General features: G+C 66.9%; 14 protein-coding genes. 12 read left to right on the top strand and 2 right to left on the bottom strand.

What is annotated here, in order from left to right:
• Nucleotides 1-50: 50 nt before the first annotated feature.
• On the bottom strand, nt 51-2,468 hold the full coding sequence (locus tag NPJ82_RS08145) for a TonB-dependent receptor (protein ID WP_342658986.1): 2,418 nt from the start codon (nt 2,466-2,468) through the stop codon (nt 51-53).
• A 610-nt stretch (nt 2,469-3,078) separates the two neighbouring features.
• Entirely contained in the window at nt 3,079-4,254 is a 1,176-nt protein-coding gene (locus NPJ82_RS08140; protein ID WP_342656959.1) for a 1,4-beta-xylanase, read from the bottom strand.
• A gap of 164 nt (nt 4,255-4,418) precedes the next feature.
• Here NPJ82_RS08140 and NPJ82_RS08135 point away from each other — a divergent pair, with 164 nt between their 5' ends.
• The 12 genes from NPJ82_RS08135 to NPJ82_RS08080 all read left to right on the top strand — a co-directional run bounded on the left by NPJ82_RS08135 (nt 4,419) and on the right by NPJ82_RS08080 (nt 20,679).
• A complete protein-coding gene (locus tag NPJ82_RS08135; protein ID WP_342656958.1) occupies nt 4,419-7,298 on the top strand; it encodes a TonB-dependent receptor in 2,880 nt (959 codons plus the stop codon).
• 21 nt (nt 7,299-7,319) lie between these two features.
• A complete protein-coding gene (locus NPJ82_RS08130; protein ID WP_342656957.1) occupies nt 7,320-8,285 on the top strand; it encodes a family 43 glycosylhydrolase in 966 nt (321 codons plus the stop codon).
• 121 nt (nt 8,286-8,406) lie between these two features.
• On the top strand, nt 8,407-8,691 hold the full coding sequence (locus NPJ82_RS08125; RefSeq protein WP_211368606.1) for a DUF2934 domain-containing protein: 285 nt from the start codon (nt 8,407-8,409) through the stop codon (nt 8,689-8,691).
• A 51-nt stretch (nt 8,692-8,742) separates the two neighbouring features.
• On the top strand, nt 8,743-10,863 hold the full coding sequence (gene glgX / locus NPJ82_RS08120; RefSeq protein ID WP_342656956.1) for a glycogen debranching protein GlgX: 2,121 nt from the start codon (nt 8,743-8,745) through the stop codon (nt 10,861-10,863).
• Entirely contained in the window at nt 10,860-12,554 is a 1,695-nt protein-coding gene (gene treZ, locus NPJ82_RS08115; RefSeq protein WP_342656955.1) for a malto-oligosyltrehalose trehalohydrolase, read from the top strand. The genes glgX and treZ overlap by 4 nt, the downstream gene beginning before the upstream one ends.
• Entirely contained in the window at nt 12,551-14,431 is a 1,881-nt protein-coding gene (malQ, locus tag NPJ82_RS08110) for a 4-alpha-glucanotransferase (RefSeq protein ID WP_342656954.1), read from the top strand. Before treZ ends, malQ begins: the two co-directional genes overlap by 4 nt.
• Entirely contained in the window at nt 14,428-16,815 is a 2,388-nt protein-coding gene (gene treY, locus NPJ82_RS08105) for a malto-oligosyltrehalose synthase (RefSeq protein ID WP_342658942.1), read from the top strand. The genes malQ and treY overlap by 4 nt, the downstream gene beginning before the upstream one ends.
• A 9-nt stretch (nt 16,816-16,824) precedes the next feature.
• Nucleotides 16,825-17,787 (top strand): alpha/beta hydrolase, encoded by a 963-nt coding sequence (locus tag NPJ82_RS08100; RefSeq protein ID WP_342658941.1) that lies wholly within the window; start codon nt 16,825-16,827, stop codon nt 17,785-17,787.
• 10 nt (nt 17,788-17,797) lie between these two features.
• On the top strand, nt 17,798-19,102 hold the full coding sequence (gene pncB / locus NPJ82_RS08095) for a nicotinate phosphoribosyltransferase (protein ID WP_112383969.1): 1,305 nt from the start codon (nt 17,798-17,800) through the stop codon (nt 19,100-19,102).
• Entirely contained in the window at nt 19,099-19,668 is a 570-nt protein-coding gene (locus NPJ82_RS08090) for a DNA-3-methyladenine glycosylase (protein WP_342658940.1), read from the top strand. The genes pncB and NPJ82_RS08090 overlap by 4 nt, the downstream gene beginning before the upstream one ends.
• Before the next feature lie 51 nt (nt 19,669-19,719).
• Nucleotides 19,720-19,908, top strand: coding sequence for a hypothetical protein (locus NPJ82_RS08085; protein ID WP_112383971.1), 189 nt, complete (start codon nt 19,720-19,722; stop codon nt 19,906-19,908).
• Nucleotides 19,909-20,049: 141 nt separating this feature from the next.
• Nucleotides 20,050-20,679: a TIGR02281 family clan AA aspartic protease gene (locus NPJ82_RS08080; protein WP_112383977.1), complete on the top strand. Its 630-nt coding sequence runs from the start codon at nt 20,050-20,052 to the stop codon at nt 20,677-20,679.
• Nucleotides 20,680-20,691: the final 12 nt, after the last annotated feature.

Below are 20,691 nucleotides of genomic sequence, written 5' to 3'. Positions count from 1 at the left end.
GCGAAGCGCGCGACACTTGGCCGGTGTCGCGCACTTCGTCGTTTCGGCGATTACCAGTTCAGGCCCAGCCGTGCGTAAAGATACCGCCCGTTGAAGCCGAAGGGCGAATAATAGGGGAAGCCGAGCACGCCGCTGGGATTGTTGGCGAGCGGCGTTTCACGCGGATAGACGTCGAACAGGTTGCTGACGCCCAGGCCGATCTGCGCGCCCTTGGTCGCGGCATAGCGCAGTTCCAGGTCGGTGATCGCGCGGTTGCCGGTGAACACGTCCGCCGCCGGGGTGGTGCCCGCCTGATTGACGTTGCCGTAATAGGTGACGCGGGCGAGCGCCCCCAGCCGGTTCAGCGACCAGTCGACGGTGCCCGTCACCTTCTGCTGCGGGGTGCCGTCCTCCAGCGTCAGGATGCGACTGCGCGCGAACAGCGTCGGCGCGGGGTTCAGCGTCGCGGTGCTGGTCGGCACGCGCGTCACCTTCACATCGTTGATGTTGCCCGCCAGCGTGAAGTCGAACGCGCCCGCCGCCGCGGTCCGCCAGCGATAATGCGCGACCACGTCGATGCCCTTGGTCGTGGTCGCCAGCCCGTTGATGAAGAAGCGCGCCGCCGACACGCCGAAGGGTTGCAGCAGGCCGGCGACCGCCGGGCTGAACGACGCCTGGATGTTTTCCGACAGGCCGATCTGGTTGCGGATATGGATGCGATAGGCGTCCACCGTCAGGTCGAACCCGCCCGAGCGGATCACCGTGCCGACCGACAGGTTGGTCGACTTTTCCGGCTCCAGCGGCAGGCCGCCGAGTGCGGTGCCGACCGCGCTGACCGACGGATAGGTGCCGGTCTGGATCGGCACGCCGTTCTGCACCACCTGCGCGATCTGGGTGAAATATTGCTGCTGTAGCGACGGCGCACGGAAGCCGGTGGAGGCGGTGCCGCGCAGCGCAAACCAGTCGGCCACGTCGTAGCGCAGCGACAGCTTGCCGTTCACCGTGCTGCCGAAGTCGGAATAGTCCTCGACGCGGCCCGCAAGCCCGGCAAGGAACTTGTCGGTCACCTGTGCCTCGATATCGACATAGGCGCTGACGTTGCGGCGGCTGCGCTCGGTTTCGTTGAGCGGCGAGAAGCCGCCGAACCCTTGCGCACCGGGCGCCGCATTGGCCGCGGCCCCCGTCACCGTCCCCGCGGGCGGATAGCCATAGGAGGCCTGCTCGCCCGCCTGGATCTTGTATCCCTCGCGGCGGCCTTCCAGACCGAAGGCGACGTTGAGCGACTGGAACACGTCGAAGCGGCGCGTCGCATCCAGCCCGACGATATACTGGTCGTAGATCAGCGCCCCGTCGCTGAAATCGCGCGGCGTCGCGCTGCCATAGGCGTAGTTGGCCGAGTTGAGCGTGCGGAAGCCGATCTTGTTCCGGCCATAGCTGAACGACAGGTCGACATCGAACCCGCCGAGATTGCCGCGCAGACCCGCGGCCGAGTTCAGGTCCTGCACCTTGGTATTGATGATCGGCAGGAAGCCGTTGGGATACCCCGCCAGAGCGGTCGTCGCACTGGCCAGCCGCGGGAAGGCCGCGCTGCGCGTATCGCGGTCCTGATAACCGCCGAACGCGTACAGGCTCCAGTCGTCGGTCAGCGAGGTGCCCGCGTTGACGAAGCCGGTATACTGCTCGACTTCCGGGTCGCCGTAACGACCGGTGATGCGGTTGGGCGTCACGCGCCGGTCGAAGTCCGCACGGTTGGTCGGGCTGCGCTTCAGATATTCGCCGGAGACGGTCAGGAAACCGTCTTCGCCGAACCCGATCCCCTGCCACAGCGAGGCGGTGACCGCGTTCTCGCCCGTCACCGAGCGTCGGCCGTTCGCGGTGTCCACGTCGGTGTTGTAGAAGCCGTAATTGACCTGTGCACCGCCGCCCGACCGGGCTTCGCGCAGACGCAGGTTGACGACGCCGGCGATCGCGTCCGAGCCATATTGCGCGGAGGCGCCGTCGCGCAGCACCTCGATCCGGTCGAGTGCCACGGTCGGAATGGTGTTGAGGTCGACCGCCGCCGATCCCCGACCCACGGTGCCGTTGGTGTTGAGCAGGGCCGAGGTATGGCCGCGGATGCCGTTGATCAGCACCAGGGTCTGGTCCGGCGACAGGCCGCGCAGCGTCGCCGGGCGGATCGCGTCGGTGCCGTCATTGGCGGCAGGCCGCGGGAAATCGATCGACGGGGCGACCGCCGACAGCGCGGTGGCCAGCTCGGTCGTGCCCTGTCGCTGCAGGCTGGCGCCGCTCAGCACATCGACGGGCGAGGCGCTGTCCAGCCGGGTGCGCCCCTCGGCACGCGTACCGGTGACGACGATGACGTCGCCCTCCTCTTCCGGCGTCGCGGCATCGGCGACGGGTGCGGCCTGCGCTTCCTGCGCAGGCGGCGCCGCCTGTGCGGCAAGGGCGAGCGCGGAACTGGTGGCGAGCAGCGATGTGCAGAAAAGCAGCACTATCAACCCCTTGTTTTTCTTGTTTGGTGGGACGGTCCCTGACCGGTGCCATAATCCATCAAAGCGGGGGATGATCCGTAGAAATTCTTGGGGGTGCCCTTTGGATAAAAATTGCCTCCGACATCAGTGACAAGGGGGTCAGCCCGGATGGAAGGGCGATGATTTGGCCATGCGCTTTTCTTCGATGGTGAGCCCGATCTGGTCCGTTGGGAATTTCAGAGGCACCGATCACCACCGCGCGCAACGCCGATCGACATGCGGGTGCACGGAGCCGACGGCCACACGCTGTCCGGAACGACCATCCACGTCCTCGCGATGGGCGGGAGTTGGGAGGCGTGCGTCTCAGGATGCGGTGGGACATCGCCTTCACGGCCCGGACGATGAACGTGCCAGTCTGCGCGGTTCACCGATCAGCACCCTGTACGCGCCTGCGCACATTCCTTTTGTCTCAGCAGGCGCGAAGGCCGGCCGATGCCGGTCCCGCTTCCCCCGCCGCGTCAGGCAGCCCCGCCGGGCGAGGCGGCGACGTGTCGTTCGATACATCGCCGCGATAGGAACGAGGGGTGGTCAACCCGGGGTCATCCGGATCGAGCCCCCCTCGCCCCGATCACCGGCGCGCGCGCCGCGGCGGCGGTGCATCTGCGCCAGCAGCCGCCGGCACCACGCCCTTGGGCGCCGCGCTCAGCCGCCGGATCAGGTCCGTCTCCGCCGCCCGGTACGGCGTGCCATCGCCGCGGAACACCTCGTGGAACCAGATGGTCGGCTCGTCCTGCGTATAGGGCTTCTTCCAACTGTCCCAGGGCAGGCGCGTCTGCGTCTTGCCGTCGACAAAGCCCCAGTTCATCATCGCGACATTGTAGCGCTTGCCGATCGGCAGGCTGTTGTCGAAGGTCGATCCGTTCCCCCGCGCCATATATTCGGTGCACAGCAGCGGCCGATTATAGGGCAGCAATTGCCGCACCCGCCGCTCGAACGTTTCCGGCCAGCTGTAATCGTGGAACGAGATGACGTCGGACTGCCCCAGTTGCAGCTTTTCCATCGGCGAGCCGCGCCCGCCCGGCGTCCAGTCGTCGCCGATCCACACGCCCGACGTCAGCGGCTGCGACGGCTCGGCCGCGCGCGCCCAGTCGAACACCTGCGCCAATAGCGCGCGGACCAGCGGCTCCTTGCCCTCCTGCCCCTTATACTGGTCGGCGCCGTTGTCGGGCTCGTTCCACAGGTCCCAGCCCAGCACGCGAGGATCGTTGGCAAAGGCGCCGATCACCCCTTGCACATAGGCCTTGTAGCGCGGCCAGCCGGCACGGTCGCGCAGGCCCGCCATGCCAGGCGACTGGACCCAACCGGAATTGTGCACGCCCGGTATCGGCGGATGCTGCGGCCCCGCCACCGGGTTCGGATCCCAGCAACTGTCGAACAGCACGAACAGCGGCTTGATATTGTGCCGCTGCGCGATGGTCAGGAACGCGTCGATGCGCTGGCGGAATCCCTCCGGGTCCTTGGTCCATAGCTGATCGTGCAGGAACACGCGCATCGTGTTCATGCCGATGCCCTGTGCCAGCCCCAGTTCGTAATCGATCCGCTTGGGGTCCCAGGTTTCGGCCTGCCACATCTCGAACTGGTTGATCGCATTGGCGGGTGCGAAATTGGCACCGACCAGCCAGGGCTGTTTCGCGTACCAGGCGTTCGCCTGCGCCTCCGTCCACCGGCCCCGCGCCTCGGCGGGCACAGCGACCAGCAACGCACTGGTGGCAAGCCCCGTCATCATCGTGACGATCAGCTTCATCGATCCTCTCCTGCTTTTGCTCTCTGCCGCCGGTCTAGCCCCATCCCGAATTGTCTTACAAGCGGACGCGCTATTTTTATCCCGTGGTCCGTTTGGCTTACCGTTCAAATCTCACTTGTCACCTCCGACAAATGCGGTAATTGCCTGTGATCCAAGGCGCAAAGATGCCGGGCACGAAACAGGGGTTGGATATCATGAAGGACAAGGCGCTGCTCCGCGCATCGACCGCGATGCTTGTCGGACTTTTCGCTGCCATGCCGGCACACGCTCAGGTGGCGCAGGAAACCCCCAAGCCCGACACGCCCAGCGACCTGTCCGCCAATCCCAGCGTCCCGGCCCCCTCCAGCCAGCAGGGCCCCGCCGACGATGGCGAGATCGTCGTCACCGGCCTGCGTCGCAGCCTGGAGTCGGCGCAGGCGCTCAAGCGCAACTCGGACGGCATCGTCGATGCCATCGTCGCGGAGGATATCGGCAAGCTGCCCGACACCTTCGCCTCGGCCGCCCTCGCCCGCGTCTCGGGCGTGCAGGTGACGCGCGGCGCCGGCGAGGCGGCGGGCGTGCAGATCCGCGGCCTGCCCGACATCAGCACCACCTATAACGGCCGCGAGATCTTCACCGCCGAGGGCCGCTTCGTCGCGATCCAGGACTTTCCCGCCGGCACCGTCGCCGCGCTGGAGGTGTACAAGAACGGCACCGCCAATCTGATCGAAGGCGGCATCGGCGGGCAGGTCAACGTCCGCGGTCGTCGCCCGTTCGACTTCAACGGGTTCGAAGTTTCGGGTTCGCTCAACGGCGTTCACTGGGAGCAATCGGGCAAGCCGACATGGAACGGCAATTTGCTCGTCAGCGACCGGTGGGATACCGGCATCGGTGAGATGGGCCTGCTGGTCAACGCCTCCTATGTCGGCCTCAACTATCTTGATGCGACCCGTGAACAATCGGTCGTGATCGGCACCACCACGGCCGAAAGCGCGCCCGGTGCCGGCGCCGGCATCCGCTACCCGGATGCGCAGGGACGCTTTACCAGCAACGGCAACCGCTTCCGCCCCTCGGCCAACGCCGCATTCCAGTGGCGTCCCAGCCCCGAACTGGAGGTCTATGTCGACGGGCTCTACCAGGGGTATCGCAGCCACGACGAAAACCAGTGGATGTTCGTCCCGATCTTCGGCGGCCCCGACTTCCAGTTGCAGAATCTGACGACGCGGCCCGGCGCGGCCAATGTGGCGCAGGGCGCCACCGTCGTCGGCGGCAGCATACCCGATGGTTATTACACGTCGGCATCCGGCCGTACCAATACCTACCAGATCGGTGGCGGCATGGTATGGCAAAGGGATCGGCTGCAATGGTCGGTCGACGGCGCCTACACGCGCTCGACCTATGATTTCAAACTCTACAATATCGACTATCTCTTCGCCCGTTCGCCGACGCGCACGGTGTTGTTCGACGGGCCGGATGGCGGACCGACGTTCAACTTCGTCGATTTCGATCCCAGCGACCCGAACAATTTCAATGTCCGCGGTTTCTTCCAGGAACATCTGAAGGTCGGCGGCAAGGACATCCAGCTTCGCGGCGACACCCAATATGATTTCGACGAGGGCAGCTTCATCAAGCGGATCCAGGCGGGTCTGCGCTACAATGATCGCGATGCCAATCGTGATCGCGGTGCCCCCTATATCGATCGTTTGAACAACGATCCCGCCAACGCGCTGTATCGCGATCTGAACATCCCGATTTCCGCGCTGCCGGCGACCGTCCGGCAGACGCGGCCCGCCTTCAGCTTCAACAATAATTTCCCGGTCTATTCGTTCGCCGGGCTTTCCGAGGAAAGCATCCGCAACAATATCGATCAGCTGCGCGCCTATTTCGGCGCCCCGGAAGGATTGCCCGCATTCAATCCGACCGAAAACTTCCAGGCCAACGAGCGTGCGCTCGCCGCCTATGCGCAGGTGAAGTACGGCGCCGATCTGAACGACAGCATTTCGGTCGACGGCTTGCTCGGCATCCGGGCGATCCGGACCAAGGTCAGCATCAGCGGGTTCGTGCGGGACGAGACCTCCGGCGCGGCAACGCCGACATTCGACCCGATCACGGCCAGGAACGAATATACCGACTATCTGCCCAATGCGAGCGCCCGCTTCCGCTTTGGCGATGAGCTGCAACTGCGGCTGAACTACAATCAGACCCGCACCCGCCCCAACTTCTTTGACCTGAACCCGACGCTGACGGTAGGCCCGCCGCCCACCATCTCGCCCGAATGCCAGGCCGACCCGTCGCTGCCGCAGTGCATCAACAGCAATCTGCGTAACATCAGCGGCGGCAATCCGAACCTCAATCCGCTGACGTCGAACAACTACGACATCAGCCTGGAATGGTATTTTTCGCGTGCGGGGTCGATGACCGCGGCCTTGTTCCGGCGCGATGCACAGGGCTTTATCTCGCGCGTCAATCGCGAGGGCGTCGATGTCGGCTTCGGCCCGTCGCGGCTGAACCTGCCCGAAAATACCGGCCAGACGCGTTTCCAGGGTGCCGAGGTGCAGTTCACCAGCTTCCTCGACATAGACGGGCTACCCGACTGGGCGAAAGGCTTCGGCGTCCAGGCCAACGCGACCTATGTCGATTCGGAGGGCGACCTGGCCAGCGATCTGGGCAGCAACCCGAACGTCGCCGGGCGTGGGCTGCGCTTCACCGGCGTTTCGAAATGGTCGGGCAACCTTGTCGGGTTGTACGAACGTCCCTTCTTCTCGGCACGACTGGCGTATAACTACCGCTCGAACTTCGTGTTCGAATATGGCCAGGTCAATCTGGACGTCGATGCCAACGGCGCGCCGCGCACCGGGGCGATCGTGGAAAAGGGCCGCGGCCAGCTCGATTTCTCGACCACGGTCACGCCGATGCCCAACATCACCGTCGCGTTCGATATCGTGAACCTGCTCGGCAACCCGCTGCGTCGTTACCGCGAGTTCAACGATGCGGGCGACCAGTATGCGCGGCAGATCGTCTATCTGGAACGGACCTATTCGCTGGGCATCCGGTTCCGCTTCTGAACGGCCATTGGGGATATGCTGATGAAGAAAAGGCACTGGTTTGCCGCCGCCATGGCGCTCACCCTGGCGGGCGGCGCACTGGCGGACAATCCGCAGTTCCAGGGCGCCGATCCGCACGCGATGATGATCGACGGCGAATTGTGGGTCTTCCCGACCGGCGGCCCCGGCGGAAGCTGGGCTGCGGACCGCTTCGGCGCTTTCTCGTCCAAGGACCTGAAGACCTGGCGCAACCGCGGCGAGTTGATCCGCCGCGACCAGATCCGCTGGATCGGCGATGACGGCGCGCCCGAGCATTTCCTCTGGGCCCCCGGCGTCGCCACCCGCGACGGCAAGTGGTTCCTTTATTACTCGGTCGGCCCGCAAAACCCGACCCCCAGCCGCATCGGCGTCGCGGTCGCCGACCGGCCGGAGGGACCGTACCGCGACAGCGGCGCCCCGCTCGTCACCGGCGGACAGGGATTCGAGGCGATCGACCCGATGGTGTTCGTCGACCCGAAGGACAACAAGGCCTATCTTTATGCCGGCGGCAGCGCGGGATCGCGGCTGCGCGTCTGGGAGATGGCGCCGGACATGATCCATGTCGCGCGCGAGGTGCCGGTCGACAACCCGCCCGAGTTCACCGAAGGCGCCTTCATGCACGAGCGTGACGGCATCTATTACCTGTCGTACAGTCATGGCCGCTTCAACGGTCCGGACTATTCGGTGCACTATGCCACCGCATCGTCGCCGACCGGTCCCTGGAAGTATCGCGGCGCGATCCTGACCAGCGACAAGCACCGCAAGGGGCCGGGCCACCACAGCATCGTGCAGGCGCCCGATGGCCGCTGGCTGATCGTCTATCACCGCTGGGAGCGGCCGGGCAGCCCACCGCCGTTCCGCGGCGAACGACAGGTCGCGATCGACCGCCTGGACTATGCCCCGGATGGCACGATCCGCCGCGTGACGATGACCGACGCCCGCGCACCACTGTTGCAACCCGCGCACTGACCGGGGGCACGGCCCCCTCCCCCCAAAGAATTTCGGATCGTCGCGGAGCCGAAACGGCCGATCACCGTTTCGTCTTCCGTGGCGCACCATTTCGTGTGCCCGGCAAGAGGGAGACGTCAGGGTGGCCGAACGCGAGAACAAGGTCCGCGACCGCGCATATGCTTTGTGGCAGGCCGAAGGTGAGCCGCATGGCCGCGACCGGGATCACTGGACCCAGGCCGAACTCGAATTGGGCGACGACGATGCCGCCGCCGCCGAACCCGCCGATTCCCCGGCCGCCGATACGCCCCTGACCGATACGCAGGACACGGCCCCCGCGGCCGAGCCCGCCGACTCGCCCGCCGCGCCCAAGCCGCGCGCCACCCCCGCCCGCAAGCCGCGCAAGCCCCGCGCCAAGCAGGCCTGATCCAGCACAATCACCGAATCCCCGCGACACTAAACGCCGGAGACCCATTCTTTGCACGCACTCCCCGACCGGCTCGAGGCCGGATCGCCTTACCCGCTCGGCGCGACGTTCGACGGGGAGGGCGTGAACTTTGCCGTCTTCTCCGCAAACGCGGACGCGATCGAACTCTGCATCTTCGACCCCCAGGGCAAGCGTGAGCTGAAGCGTTTCGCGCTGCCCGAGTGCACGGACGAGGTGTGGCATGGCTATCTGCCGGACGTCGGCCCCGGCCTTCTCTACGGCTACCGCGCGCACGGCCGTTACGAGCCGGAGGCGGGACACCGCTTCAACCCGCACAAGCTGCTGCTCGACCCCTATGCGCGCAAGCTGCACGGCACGATCAAGTGGACCGATGCGCTGCACGGCTATCAGATCCGCTCGAAAAAGGAGGATCTGAGCTTCGACAAGCGCGACAGCGCGCCCGCCATGCCGAAATGCGTCGTGGTCGACGATCATTTCGACTGGTCACGCGACAAGCGGCCGAACACCCCCTGGTCCGAGACGGTGATCTATGAGGCGCACGTCAAGGGCCTGACCAAGCTGATGGAACTGGTGCCGCCGCGCGAACGCGGCACCTATGCCGGGCTCGGCCACCCCGCCGTCATCAAGCATCTGAAGCGCATCGGCGTGACCGCGATCGAGCTGCTGCCGATCCACAGCTTCACCCAAGACCGGTTCCTTCAGGAAAAGGGCCTGCGCAACTATTGGGGCTACAACACGCTCGGCTTCTTCGCGCCGGAACAGGCCTATTTTTCCAGCGACAGCCAGGACGAACTGCGCCGCGCCGTCCACCGCCTGCACAAGGCGGGGATCGAGGTGATCCTAGACGTGGTCTACAACCACACCTGCGAAGGGTCGGAAAAGGGGCCGACGCTGTCTTGGCGCGGGCTGGACAATGCCAGCTATTACCGGCTGGTGCAGGATAACCCGCGCTACACGATCAACGACACCGGCACCGGCAACACGCTGAACATGTCGAAGGCGCGGGTCATCCAGATGGTGGCGGACAGCCTGCGCTACTGGGCGACCAGCTTCGGCGTCGACGGCTTCCGCTTCGATCTCGGCCTGACGCTGGGGCGCGAGGCGGATGGCTTCGACCCCGGCTCCGCCTTTTTCGACGTGCTGCGCCAGGACCCGGTGCTGGGCCGGCTGAAGCTCATCACTGAGCCCTGGGATGTCGGCCCCGGCGGCTATCAACTGGGCAACTTCCCGCCCGGTTTCGCCGAATGGAACGACAAGTACCGCGACACGGTGCGCGAATATTGGAAGGGCGAACCCGGCAAACGCGGCGATCTGGCCGCGCGCCTGTCCGGCTCGGGCGACCTGTTCGATCGCCGGGCGCGCCGCCCCTGGGCCAGCGTCAACCTGCTCGCCGCGCATGACGGCTTCACGCTCGCCGATACCGTAATGTACGAGGAACGGCATAACGAGGCCAATGGCGAGGATAACCGCGACGGCCATTCGCACAACGCATCGTGCAACTGGGGTGTCGAAGGGCCGACCGACGATGCATCGGTCAACGACGCGCGCGGCCGCGTCATGCGGTCGATGCTGACCACGCTGATGTCCTCGCTCGGCACGCCGATGCTGGTCGCGGGCGACGAGTTCGGGCGGACGCAGGGCGGCAACAACAACGCCTATTGCCAGGATAACGAGATAAGCTGGCTCGACTGGAAGGCGGCCGACACGCCCGAGGGTCAGGCGCTGATCGACTTCACCGGCCGGCTGGCGGCGTTGCGCCGCCGCTATCCGGTGCTGCGCTCGAATACCTTCCTCTACGGACAGGATACGCCCGGCCACGGCATCAACGACATCGAATGGTGGGACGAACAGGGCAAGCAGTTGAGTTCGGAGGATTGGGACAATCCCGAGGGCCGCGCGCTGATGATGCGCCGCGCCAGCCGGACGGAGGACGGCCAGGTCGAGGCGGTGTCGCTGCTGCTCAATGCTTCGGGCGATCCGATCACCTTCCAGCTTCCGCCGCCCCATGCCCAGCGCATGGTGCTGGTCGACAGTGCGAAGCCGGATCAGGGCGAGATCGAGATCGGCGACAGCTACGAGGTCGCACCGCAGGGTGCGGTTCTGCTGACCTGGCTCAGCACTTTCGAGCAATCGGAGCCGGACGAGCAATGAGCGCCTGGGGACCGACGCCGACGGAGGGCGGTCGCGCCGCCTTCCGCCTCTGGGCACCCGACCGGGACACGGTGACGCTGGAAATCGATGGCGGCGATGCCACCCCGATGCAGCGGCATGACGATGGCTGGTTCACCGCCGAGGCTCAGGCCCCGGCGGGCACCCGCTACCGGTTCCGGCTGGGCCCGGACCTTGCGGTCCCCGATCCCGCCTCCCGTCTCCAGGATGGCGGCGTGCACGGCTGGAGCGTGGTCGTCGACCCCGCCCATGGCTGGCGGCATCCTGACTGGCGCGGCCGGCCATGGGCCGAAACCGTCGTCATGGAGCTGCATGCCGGCGTCCTTGGTGGCTTTGCCGGCGTGATGGAACGCCTGCCCGAATTTGCCGCGCTCGGCGTCACCGCGATCCAGTTGATGCCGGTGAACGCGTTCGGCGGCACCCGCAACTGGGGCTATGACGGCGTGCTGCCTTATGCGCCGGCGGAGGCCTATGGCACGCCCGCCGAATTGAAGGCGCTGGTCGATGCCGCGCATGGCCACGGCCTGTCCGTGTTCCTCGACGTGGTGTATAATCACTTCGGCCCCGACGGGAATTACCTGGGCGCCTATGCCGGCGCCTTCTTCCATCAGGATGTCGATACGCCGTGGGGCGGCGCGGTCGCGGTCGATGCCGATCCCGTTCACCGCTTCTTTGTCGACAATGCGCTGATGTGGCTGGACGAATACCGGTTCGACGGCCTTCGCTTCGATGCCGTCCACGCCATCGCCAACGATGGGTTCCTCGACCGGATGGCGCGGGAAATCCGTGCCGCCCTGCCCAACCGCCATGTCCATCTGGTCTTGGAAAACGAGAATAACGATGCCGACCGATTGGCGGACGGCGTGTATGACGCGCAGTGGAACGACGACTTCCACAACGTCCTCCACGTCCTGCTGACCGGCGAGACCAGCGCCTATTACAGCGACTTCGCCGACAAGCCGGCACAGCGCCTCGCCCGCTGCCTGCATCAAGGCTTCATCTATCAGGGTGAGGGGTCGCCCAATCATGACGGCAAGCCGCGCGGCAAGCCCTCCGGCCATCTGCCCGCCACCCGGTTCGTGTCCTTCCTCCAGAATCACGACCAGATCGGCAACCGTGCGATGGGCGAGCGCCTGACCCTGCTCACCAGCTCCGACAAGCTGCGCGCCGCCACCGCGCTGTTGCTGCTCTGCCCGCAAATCCCGCTGCTGTTCATGGGCGACGAGACGGGCAGCGAGGCACCCTTCCTGTTCTTCACCGATTTCCACGACGAACTGGCCGATGCGGTGCGCGAAGGCCGGCGCAAGGAATTCGCCAAGTTCGACGCCTTTGCCGATCCCGAGGCACGCAAGCGTATTCCCGATCCCAATGCGCAGGATAGCTTCCGCCGCTCCGCCCCCACGCCCGGCCCGGACGCAGGCACCTGGCGCGATCTTTACACGCGGCTGCTCGCCCTGCGCCGCGACCGCATCGTCCCGCGCCTGTCCGGTGCGAAGGGCATCGCCGCGCAGGCGCTGGGCGATGCGCGGGTTGAGGCACAGTGGCGCCTCGCCGACGGTGCAACGCTCACCATCGTCATCGACCTTGCCGATACGCCCGAGCCGCTGCCCGATCATCCCGGCGAGCGCTTGCATGCCGAGGGCAACCGTTTCGGCGCGTGGCTCAGCGCATGACCGACCTCACCGCCCGCGCCGAGGCCGCGGGATTGTGCGTCGAATGGGAAGACGCGGACGGCCGCCAGCAGCGTGTTTCGGACGCGGTGCTGGAAGCGATCCTCGCCTGCCTTCGCACGAATGGCGATGCCGCGCCCTTCGTCACGGCGGATGTCGGTCGGCCCATCGCATTGCCCGCGCATCTGGCGGGGCTGACAGGCGAACTCGATCTGGAAGACGGCACCCGCCGCAGCGTGGCGATCGGCGGGGACGGCGCCCTGCCCCCGATCGCCGAGCCCGGCTATCATCGGTTGCTCGCCGGGGGAGAGACCTGGACGATCGCCGTCGCCCCGCTGCGCTGCCCCGCCGTTCCGGGGGAGGCGCTATGGGCCACCGCGATGCAGCTGCCCTCGCTCCGCGGCGACACCCCCGGCGCTTTCGGCGACTTCGGCACGCTGGCGCAGGCGATGCGCGCGTTCGGCGAAGCTGGCGCCGCTGCCGTCGCGATCAGCCCGACGCACGCGCTCTTTCCCGCCGATGCCACCCGCTACAGCCCCTATGCACCGTCCAGCCGGCTGTATCGCAACGTGCTGTTCGCCCCTGCCGGTGCCGCTGTACCCTTGGGTGGCGACGACCTGATCGACTGGTCGGCGGCGATCCCCGATCGGTTGCGGGACCTGCGCATCGACTATGACCGGCGCTCGCAGGAGGACCGCGCGGCGGTTGCCGCCTTCCGCACGCCCGAACGCCACGCGCACGCCACCTTTGATGCGCTTCACAGCTATTTCCACCAGCGCGACCGTGCCACAGGCTGGCGCGACTGGCCGGAGGCGTTTCACGATGCGGGCGGCCCCGCCGTCGCGCGCTTCGTCGCCGATCATGCCGATGCGATCGACTTCTATCTCTACCTGCAATGGCGTGCCGAAACCGCGCTCGCCGCCGCGGGGGAGGCCGGTCGCGCGGCCGGCATGCCGATCGGCCTCATCGCCGATCTCGCCATCGGCGTATCAGGCGACGGCAGCGACGGCTGGAGCCGCCGCGACGAGCTGCTGACCGGGCTCAGCATCGGTGCACCGCCCGATCCGCTGGGGCCGGACGGGCAGAATTGGGGCATCACCGCGCTTTGCCCCTTTGCGCTGCGCCGCACCGGCTTTGCTCCCTTCATCGCCACCCTGCGCAGCGCCTTTGCCCATGCCGGTGGCCTGCGCATCGACCATGCCCTCGGCCTCAAGCGCCTGTGGGTGATCCCGGAGGGCGAAAGCGCGGACAAGGGCGCCTATCTCCAGATGCCGTTCGAGGATCTGTTGCGCATCCTGAAGATCGAGGCGCACCGCGCCGGCGCGATCGTCATCGGCGAGGATCTGGGCACCGTTCCGCCCGGTTTCCGCGATACCATGGCAGAGGCCGGTCTGCTCGGCATGCGGGTGCTGCCGTTCGAGCGCGACGAGGATGGCGGCTTCGTGCCGCCGGCGGAATGGGACCGCGAGGCCGTGGCGATGACCGGCACGCATGATATCGCCACCGTCGCCGGCTGGTGGCTGGGCCGCGACATTGCGTGGCGGGCAAGGATCGCCGACCGCTCGCCCGAACCCGATATGGCGCTGCGCGTGGACGATCGTACCGCTTTGTGGCGCGCCTGTGCGGGCGACGCGCCGGAGCCCACCGATCCGCAACTGGTGGTCGACGCCGCGATCGCGCGCGTCGCCGCCACCCCCTGCCCGGTCGCGCTGATCCCGGTCGAGGATCTGCTGGGGCTTGAGGAACAACCCAATCTGCCCGGCACCATCGATGAACACCCCAACTGGCGCCGCCGCCTGCCCGACACCACCCCCGCCCTGCTAGCCAGACCGGCTGTGGCCGCCCGTATCCACACCCTAAACCACCGGACCCCCGCATGACCCCCCGCGCCACCTATCGCCTCCAGTTCCACGAAGGGTTCGGCTTCCAGGATGCGGAGGCGCTGGTTCCGTATCTCGACCGGCTCGGCATCAGCCACGTCTACGCCTCGCCGATCACCGTCGCGGCCAAGGGTTCGACCCACGGCTATGACGTGATTGATCCCACCCGGATCAATCCCGAACTGGGCGGCGAGGAGGCGTTCCGGTCGCTTGTCGCGGCACTGCGCGCGCGCGGCATGGGCGTCATCATCGACATCGTCCCCAACCATATGGGCGTCGCGGGCGGCGGCAATGCGTGGTGGAACGACGTGCTGGCGAGGGGACAGGGCAGCCGCTACGCCCGGTTCTTCGACATCGACTGGTCGCACCGCCTCGTCTTGCCGATCCTGGGCGCCCCGCTTGCCGAGGTATTGGCGGACGACCAGATCGCGGTGGAAAGCCATGACGGCCGCGCCTGCCTGGTCGCCTATGGCGAACACCGCCTGCCCATCCGCGACGACGACCAGGCCGCCGCACGGACGCTCCCCCTCCCCGAGCTCCTCGCCCGCCAACACTACCGCCTCGCCTCCTGGCGCACCGCCAACGACGAACTCAACTGGCGCCGCTTCTTCACGATCAGCGAGCTTGCCGGCCTGCGCATCGAAGACCCGGCCGTGTTCGAGGAAACGCATGCGCTCTACTTCCGCCTGTACGAAGAGGGCATGATCGACGGCGTCCGCATCGACCATGTCGACGGCCTGACCGACCCTGCCGGCTATTGCCGTATGCTGCGCGAACGGCTCGACGCGCTGCCGCGCGCAGCGGACGCTCCGGCCGGCCCCGCCTATATCGTGGTGGAAAAGATACTCGCCGCCGACGAGCCGATGCCCACCGACTGGGGCGTTGACGGCACCAGCGGATATGACTTCATGGAGGAGGTCGCCGCGCTGCTCCATGACCCGGACGGCGCGGAGCCCCTCGGTACGCTATGGTCCGAGATCAGCGGCGGCAGCGAGGATTTCGCGCCGGAGGAACTGCGCGCGCGACAGGACATGCTCGCCTGGCAATTCTCCGGGCAACTGGACGGATGCGTCGCTGCGTTCGTAAAGCTCGCCGGCACCGCGGCCGAAACCTCCGCGCACACGCCCGCCATGTGGCGCCGCGCCATCGAACGGTTGCTCTGGGTCTTTCCGGTGTACCGCACCTATGGCCCCGATGCGCCGGCAACCGACAAAGCCATCCGGGCCGAGGCCCGTCGGCGCGTCCAGCGCTTCATCCCGCCCGGCGAGACCGCCATTCTCGAACAGGTGCTGGAGTGGCTGTCCGGCGAGGGCCCCGGCGATCCCGCATTGAAGGTGGAGGCGGTGCGTCGCTTCCAGCAACTCTCCGCCCCGATCGCCGCCAAGTCGGTCGAGGATACCGCCTTCTACCGCTACGGCCGGCTGCTTTCGCGCAACGACGTCGGCTTCGATGCCGCGCGTATGGCGCTCGATATCGCTACGTTCCACGACCGGATGCAGGGCCGCGCCGAACAGTTCCCCTGCGCGATGCTGACCACCGCCACGCATGATCATAAACGCGGCGAGGATGTCCGCGCCCACCTGTCGGTGGTGAGCGCGGTGCCGCACCTGTGGCGCGATCAGGTACAGCAATGGCGCGACCTCACCCGGCAGGATGCCGAGGGTGTCGACCCGGCCGACTGGTACATGCTGATCCAGACGCTGTTCGGTGCATGGCCCGATGACGACGACCTCGCCACCTTTGCGGAACGCGTACAGGGTTGGCAGGAGAAAGCGTTGCGCGAGGCCAAGCTGCGTTCGTCCTGGGAGGCACCGGACGAAGCCTATGAAGCACGTGCGCAAAAGCTGGTGGAGGCGCTGCTCACCGAACCGGCCGGTGCCGAGTTCCGCCGATCGATGGCCGAGTTCGTCCAGCGGCTCGCCCCCGCCGCCGATGCGACGGCTCTGGCACAGGCGGCACTGCGCTGCACGGTGCCCGGTGTCCCGGACTGCTATCAGGGCAGCGAGGATCGCGACCTGAGCCTTGTCGATCCCGACAACCGCCGCCCCGTCGATTACGCCCGGTTGCAGCGTCTGCTGGATACCCGCGGCAGCGCCAAGCAGGCACTGATCGCCGATCTGCTCGACCTGCGTCGCGAACAGGCGTTCGAGGGGTATCAGCCGCTTTCCGTCACCGGCACCTGGCAGGACCGGGTGATCGCCTTCACCCGGACGCTCGGCGGCCGCCGCTTCGTCTGCGCCATCGCGGTCCGCCATGCCGAGGCGCTGATCGATGGCGGGCGACCCGACTGGTGGGGCGATACCGCGGTCATGCTGGACGGCGAGGCCTTGTCGGCCATCACCCTGTTCGCCGACGGCCCCGTCTGGCACCGGGTCGAAGGGTAAGGCGCCGATATGATCCGAAACCGTCCCTTGATCACCGGCGGCTTCGCCGCATCGCTCGGTATGGCGGGACTGGCGGCCTATTCGCGCCGTGTCGGTCGTGTCGCCGAAGCGCTCGTCCCACCGGATGGCGATTTCGCCGAGGTCGAGGGCGCGCGCCTCCATTACGTCGACAAGGGGCCTCGGGGCGCCCAGGCCCCTGTTATCGTGCTGATCCACGGCCTTGCCGGCCAGATGCGCAACTTCAACTATGAGGTTGCCGACCGGCTGGCCGAAACCCACCGCGTCATCCTTGTCGATCGCCCAGGGTCGGGGCATTCGCTGGCCGCCCCCGGCACGCATCCCGGGCTCCGCGCGCAGGGGGCTCTGATTGCGGCGTTTCTCGATCGGATGGAGATCGAACGCCCGTTGCTGGTTGGTCATTCGATGGGCGGTGCCGTGTCGCTGGCGGCCGCGCTGGCAGCACCCGGCCGGATTGGCGGCCTGGCGTTGCTTGCTCCGCTCACCCAGCCACAGCCCTTCGGGTCGGCTGCGGTGCAGGAGTTCTTCCGCGGTGGCGCCCCGCTTCGCCGCCTTGTCGCACACACCATCGCGGTTCCGATCCTTCAGTTGCGCAGTCGTCGTGCCGTGCGCCGGGCATTCATGCCCGAACACGCGCCGGACGATTTCGCCATCCGTGGCGGCGGCATATTGTTGCTGCGACCAGAGACGATCGACATCGCCGCCACCGAACTGGTCCATGCCAATCCGGACCTGAGCGAGATGGCCACGCTCTACCCGACCCTGGACCTGCCGAGTGCGATCCTGTTCGGTGCGCAGGACGCGGTGCTGGACCCGGAAAGGGATGGCGCACCCACCGCCGCGGTGATCCCCGGCTGTCGATACGAGGTGATCGAGGGGGGCCACATGATCCCGGCAACCCAGCCGGATCGCATTGTGCGATTCATTCTGGACACGGCCGCCCGCATCCGCTGACAGGAATCTCATGGCGTTCACCGATATCGCGACCCGCGTCTGGGACCATGGCTGGCGGCTGGACCCCATCGTCCGCAGCCTGCTCGACACCGATTTCTACAAGCTCCTGATGCTGCAGATGATCCGGCAGCGTCATCCGGACGTACGCGCCACCTTCTCGCTCATCAACCGCACCACGCGCATCCGGCTGGCCGACGATATCGACATCGCCGAACTGCGCGCGCAACTCGATCATGCGCGCACGCTGCGCTTCTCGCACAAGGAATTGATCTGGCTGGCCGGCAACAGCTTCTATGGTCAGAACCGCATGTTCGCGCCCGACTTTCTCGCGTGGCTCGCCCGCTTCCGCCTGCCCGAATATGATCTGCGCGTCGTCGATGGCCAGTTCGAGCTGCATTTCGAGGGGCTGTGGTGCGAAACCACGATGTGGGAGATCCCCGCACTCGCCATCGTCAACGAACTGCGCTCCCGCGCAGCGATGGCGGACAAGGGACGTTTCGCGCTCGACGTGCTTTATGCCCGCGCCAAGGCCAAGCTGTGGGACAAGGTGGAACGGCTGCGCGAACTACCCGACCTCGCCATCTCCGATTTCGGTACGCGGCGGCGGCATGGGTTTTTGTGGCAGCGTTGGTGCGTGGAGGCGTTGAAGGAGGGGCTGGGGGACCGTCTGATCGGGACGTCGAACGTCCTGCTCGCCATGGACAATGATCTGGAGGCGATCGGCACCAACGCGCATGAATTGCCGATGGTCGCTGCGGCCCTGGCGGACAGCGACGAGGAACTGGCGCAGACCCCCTACCGCGTCCTGCGCGAATGGCAGGAGCTGTATCAGGGCAATCTGCTGATCGTCCTGCCCGATGCGTTCGGCACCGCCGCCTTCCTCCGCGATGCGCCGCCCTGGGTGGCGGACTGGACCGGGTTTCGCCCCGACAGCGCGCCGCCGATCGAGGGGGGCGAGGCGATACTCGACTGGTGGCGCGCGCAAGGCCGCGACGCCCGCCAGAAGCTGCTGATCTTTTCCGACGGCATGGACGTCGACAGCATCGAGCAGGTCTATCGCCATTTCCATGGCCGGGTGCGGATGAGCTTCGGCTGGGGCACCAACCTGACCAACGACTTTCGCGGCTGCGATCCCGACGGCGACGACGGTCTTTCCCCCATCTCTCTGGTCGCCAAGGTCATCAGCGCCAATGGCCGCCCGGCGGTCAAGCTGTCCGACAATCCGGCCAAGGCAACCGGCGCGCCCGAGGAAATCGCGCGCTATCTGCGCGTTTTCGGCGATGACGGGCGGCAGGCGCGCACCCCCGAGATATGACGCTGCCGGCCGATTTCTTCGCACGCGACGTGGTCACCGTCGCGCGCGCATTGATCGGCGTCACGCTGCTGGTGGACGGGGTCGGCGGCCCCATCGTCGAGACCGAGGCCTATGCCGCGCACGAACCCGCCTCGCACAGCTTCCGCGGCCCCTCCCCCCGCAATGCCGCCATGTTCGGCCCCGTGGGCCACGCCTATGTCTATCGCATCTACGGGCTGCACTGGTGCCTGAACACGGTATGCGGCGCCCCCGGCAGCGCCGTGCTGATCCGTGCGATCGAGCCGGTGCACGGCATCGAACGGATGACCGCGCGACGCGGCGACATGCCGCTGCGCCAGCTTTGCGCCGGGCCGGGCCGGCTGTGCCAGGCCCTGGGCATCGGCGGTGCGCTGGACGGCCACAGGCTCGACGCCGCGCCCTTCGATCTGGTTGATGCGCCATTGACGCCGGACCTGCACATCGGCCCGCGCATCGGCATCACCAAGGCCGCCGAACTGCCCTGGCGTTTCGGCCTAGCCGGCTCCCCGTTTCTCAGCCGTCCATTCCCTCGCGAACAAGCGTCTTGATCTTTTCGAAGCGACGCGGGAAGCTGTTCGAATAATAATAAGGAAGCGAACATGGAGTGGATCAAGATTCTGGCGCTCGCCGCCATGGTCTATGGCGTGTGGGCGACGTACAAGGCGCTGGGGACGCCGGTCCGGTATCAGGGCCATCGCTACTTCCCCCAATCCGACGGCACCTTCAAGCGCTGGTATGGCGGGCGACGTTTCGCTCCCAGCGAGATCGGGATGGCCGATCCGGGCTGATCGCGCCCGATCCACGAACGATTTCGGCCGTCGACGGTCTCTACGCTCTGCCAAGGGCTGGCATTTGCGGGGCGCATCGCCATCTGTTGATGGACGCTGCAGCCGCCGCCTTGCCGTAGGATAGCCGATCCCGTGTTCGTGATGCCCGATCTGGGTCCCTATGGCCCCTTGTACCTGCTGCTCGCGGCCGTCCTGCTGGCCGGGGTGATCGTGCGGCGGGTGCCGATCCTGCGCACGATCGTCAACCTCGCCAGTTGGGGACTGGTCGCGCTCGTGCTCTTTATCGCGATCGACCAGCGCGGCCGTTTCGATCCCTATTTCCAGCGCATCACCGAGCGGATCTTCCCCGACCAGCAACAGGTGGTCGGGGACGAGGTCCGCATCCGCATGTCGCCGGACGGACATTTCTGGGCGCGGGCCACTGTCGACGGGGTGGAACGCCGTATGTTGATCGACAGCGGCGCGACGCTGACCGCCCTGTCGGAGGATACCGCCGCGGCCGCCGGGCTGGAGCCGCGCGACGAACTCGTCCCCGTGCTGCTCAACACCGCCAACGGCACGATCCGCGCCAAGACCGCGACCGTCGCCCGGCTTCAGCTTGGCGCCATCCGTGCAGGGGGACTGCCCGTCGTCGTCTCTCCCGCATTCGGGCGGACCGACATCCTCGGCATGAATTTCCTGTCCCGGTTGAAATCCTGGCGCGTGGAGGATCGCACGCTGATCCTGGTGCCGCATCATCCCCGGCCCGTCGCATCATCGACCCCGGCCTGACCGGTTACATTG

The organism is Sphingomonas sp. NY01, from assembly GCF_038809135.1.
Lineage (GTDB): Bacteria > Pseudomonadota > Alphaproteobacteria > Sphingomonadales > Sphingomonadaceae > Sphingomonas > Sphingomonas carotinifaciens.
Note: the sequence above shows the minus strand (reverse complement) of the source record. Positions and strands in the feature narration are given on the sequence as shown.

What these genes read in the sequence shown, in the direction of transcription:
- NPJ82_RS08140 (WP_342656959.1), bottom strand. Translation starts at nt 4,254, where the DNA reads ATGAAGCTGATCGTCACGATGATGACGGGGCTTGCCACCAGTGCGTTG.
- NPJ82_RS08135 (WP_342656958.1), top strand. Translation starts at nt 4,419, where the DNA reads ATGCCGGGCACGAAACAGGGGTTGGATATCATGAAGGACAAGGCGCTG.
- NPJ82_RS08130 (WP_342656957.1), top strand. Translation starts at nt 7,320, where the DNA reads ATGAAGAAAAGGCACTGGTTTGCCGCCGCCATGGCGCTCACCCTGGCG.
- treZ (WP_342656955.1), top strand. Translation starts at nt 10,860, where the DNA reads ATGAGCGCCTGGGGACCGACGCCGACGGAGGGCGGTCGCGCCGCCTTC.
- malQ (WP_342656954.1), top strand. Translation starts at nt 12,551, where the DNA reads ATGACCGACCTCACCGCCCGCGCCGAGGCCGCGGGATTGTGCGTCGAA.
- treY (WP_342658942.1), top strand. Translation starts at nt 14,428, where the DNA reads ATGACCCCCCGCGCCACCTATCGCCTCCAGTTCCACGAAGGGTTCGGC.
- NPJ82_RS08100 (WP_342658941.1), top strand. Translation starts at nt 16,825, where the DNA reads ATGATCCGAAACCGTCCCTTGATCACCGGCGGCTTCGCCGCATCGCTC.
- pncB (WP_112383969.1), top strand. Translation starts at nt 17,798, where the DNA reads ATGGCGTTCACCGATATCGCGACCCGCGTCTGGGACCATGGCTGGCGG.
- NPJ82_RS08090 (WP_342658940.1), top strand. Translation starts at nt 19,099, where the DNA reads ATGACGCTGCCGGCCGATTTCTTCGCACGCGACGTGGTCACCGTCGCG.
- NPJ82_RS08085 (WP_112383971.1), top strand. Translation starts at nt 19,720, where the DNA reads ATGGAGTGGATCAAGATTCTGGCGCTCGCCGCCATGGTCTATGGCGTG.
- NPJ82_RS08080 (WP_112383977.1), top strand. Translation starts at nt 20,050, where the DNA reads ATGCCCGATCTGGGTCCCTATGGCCCCTTGTACCTGCTGCTCGCGGCC.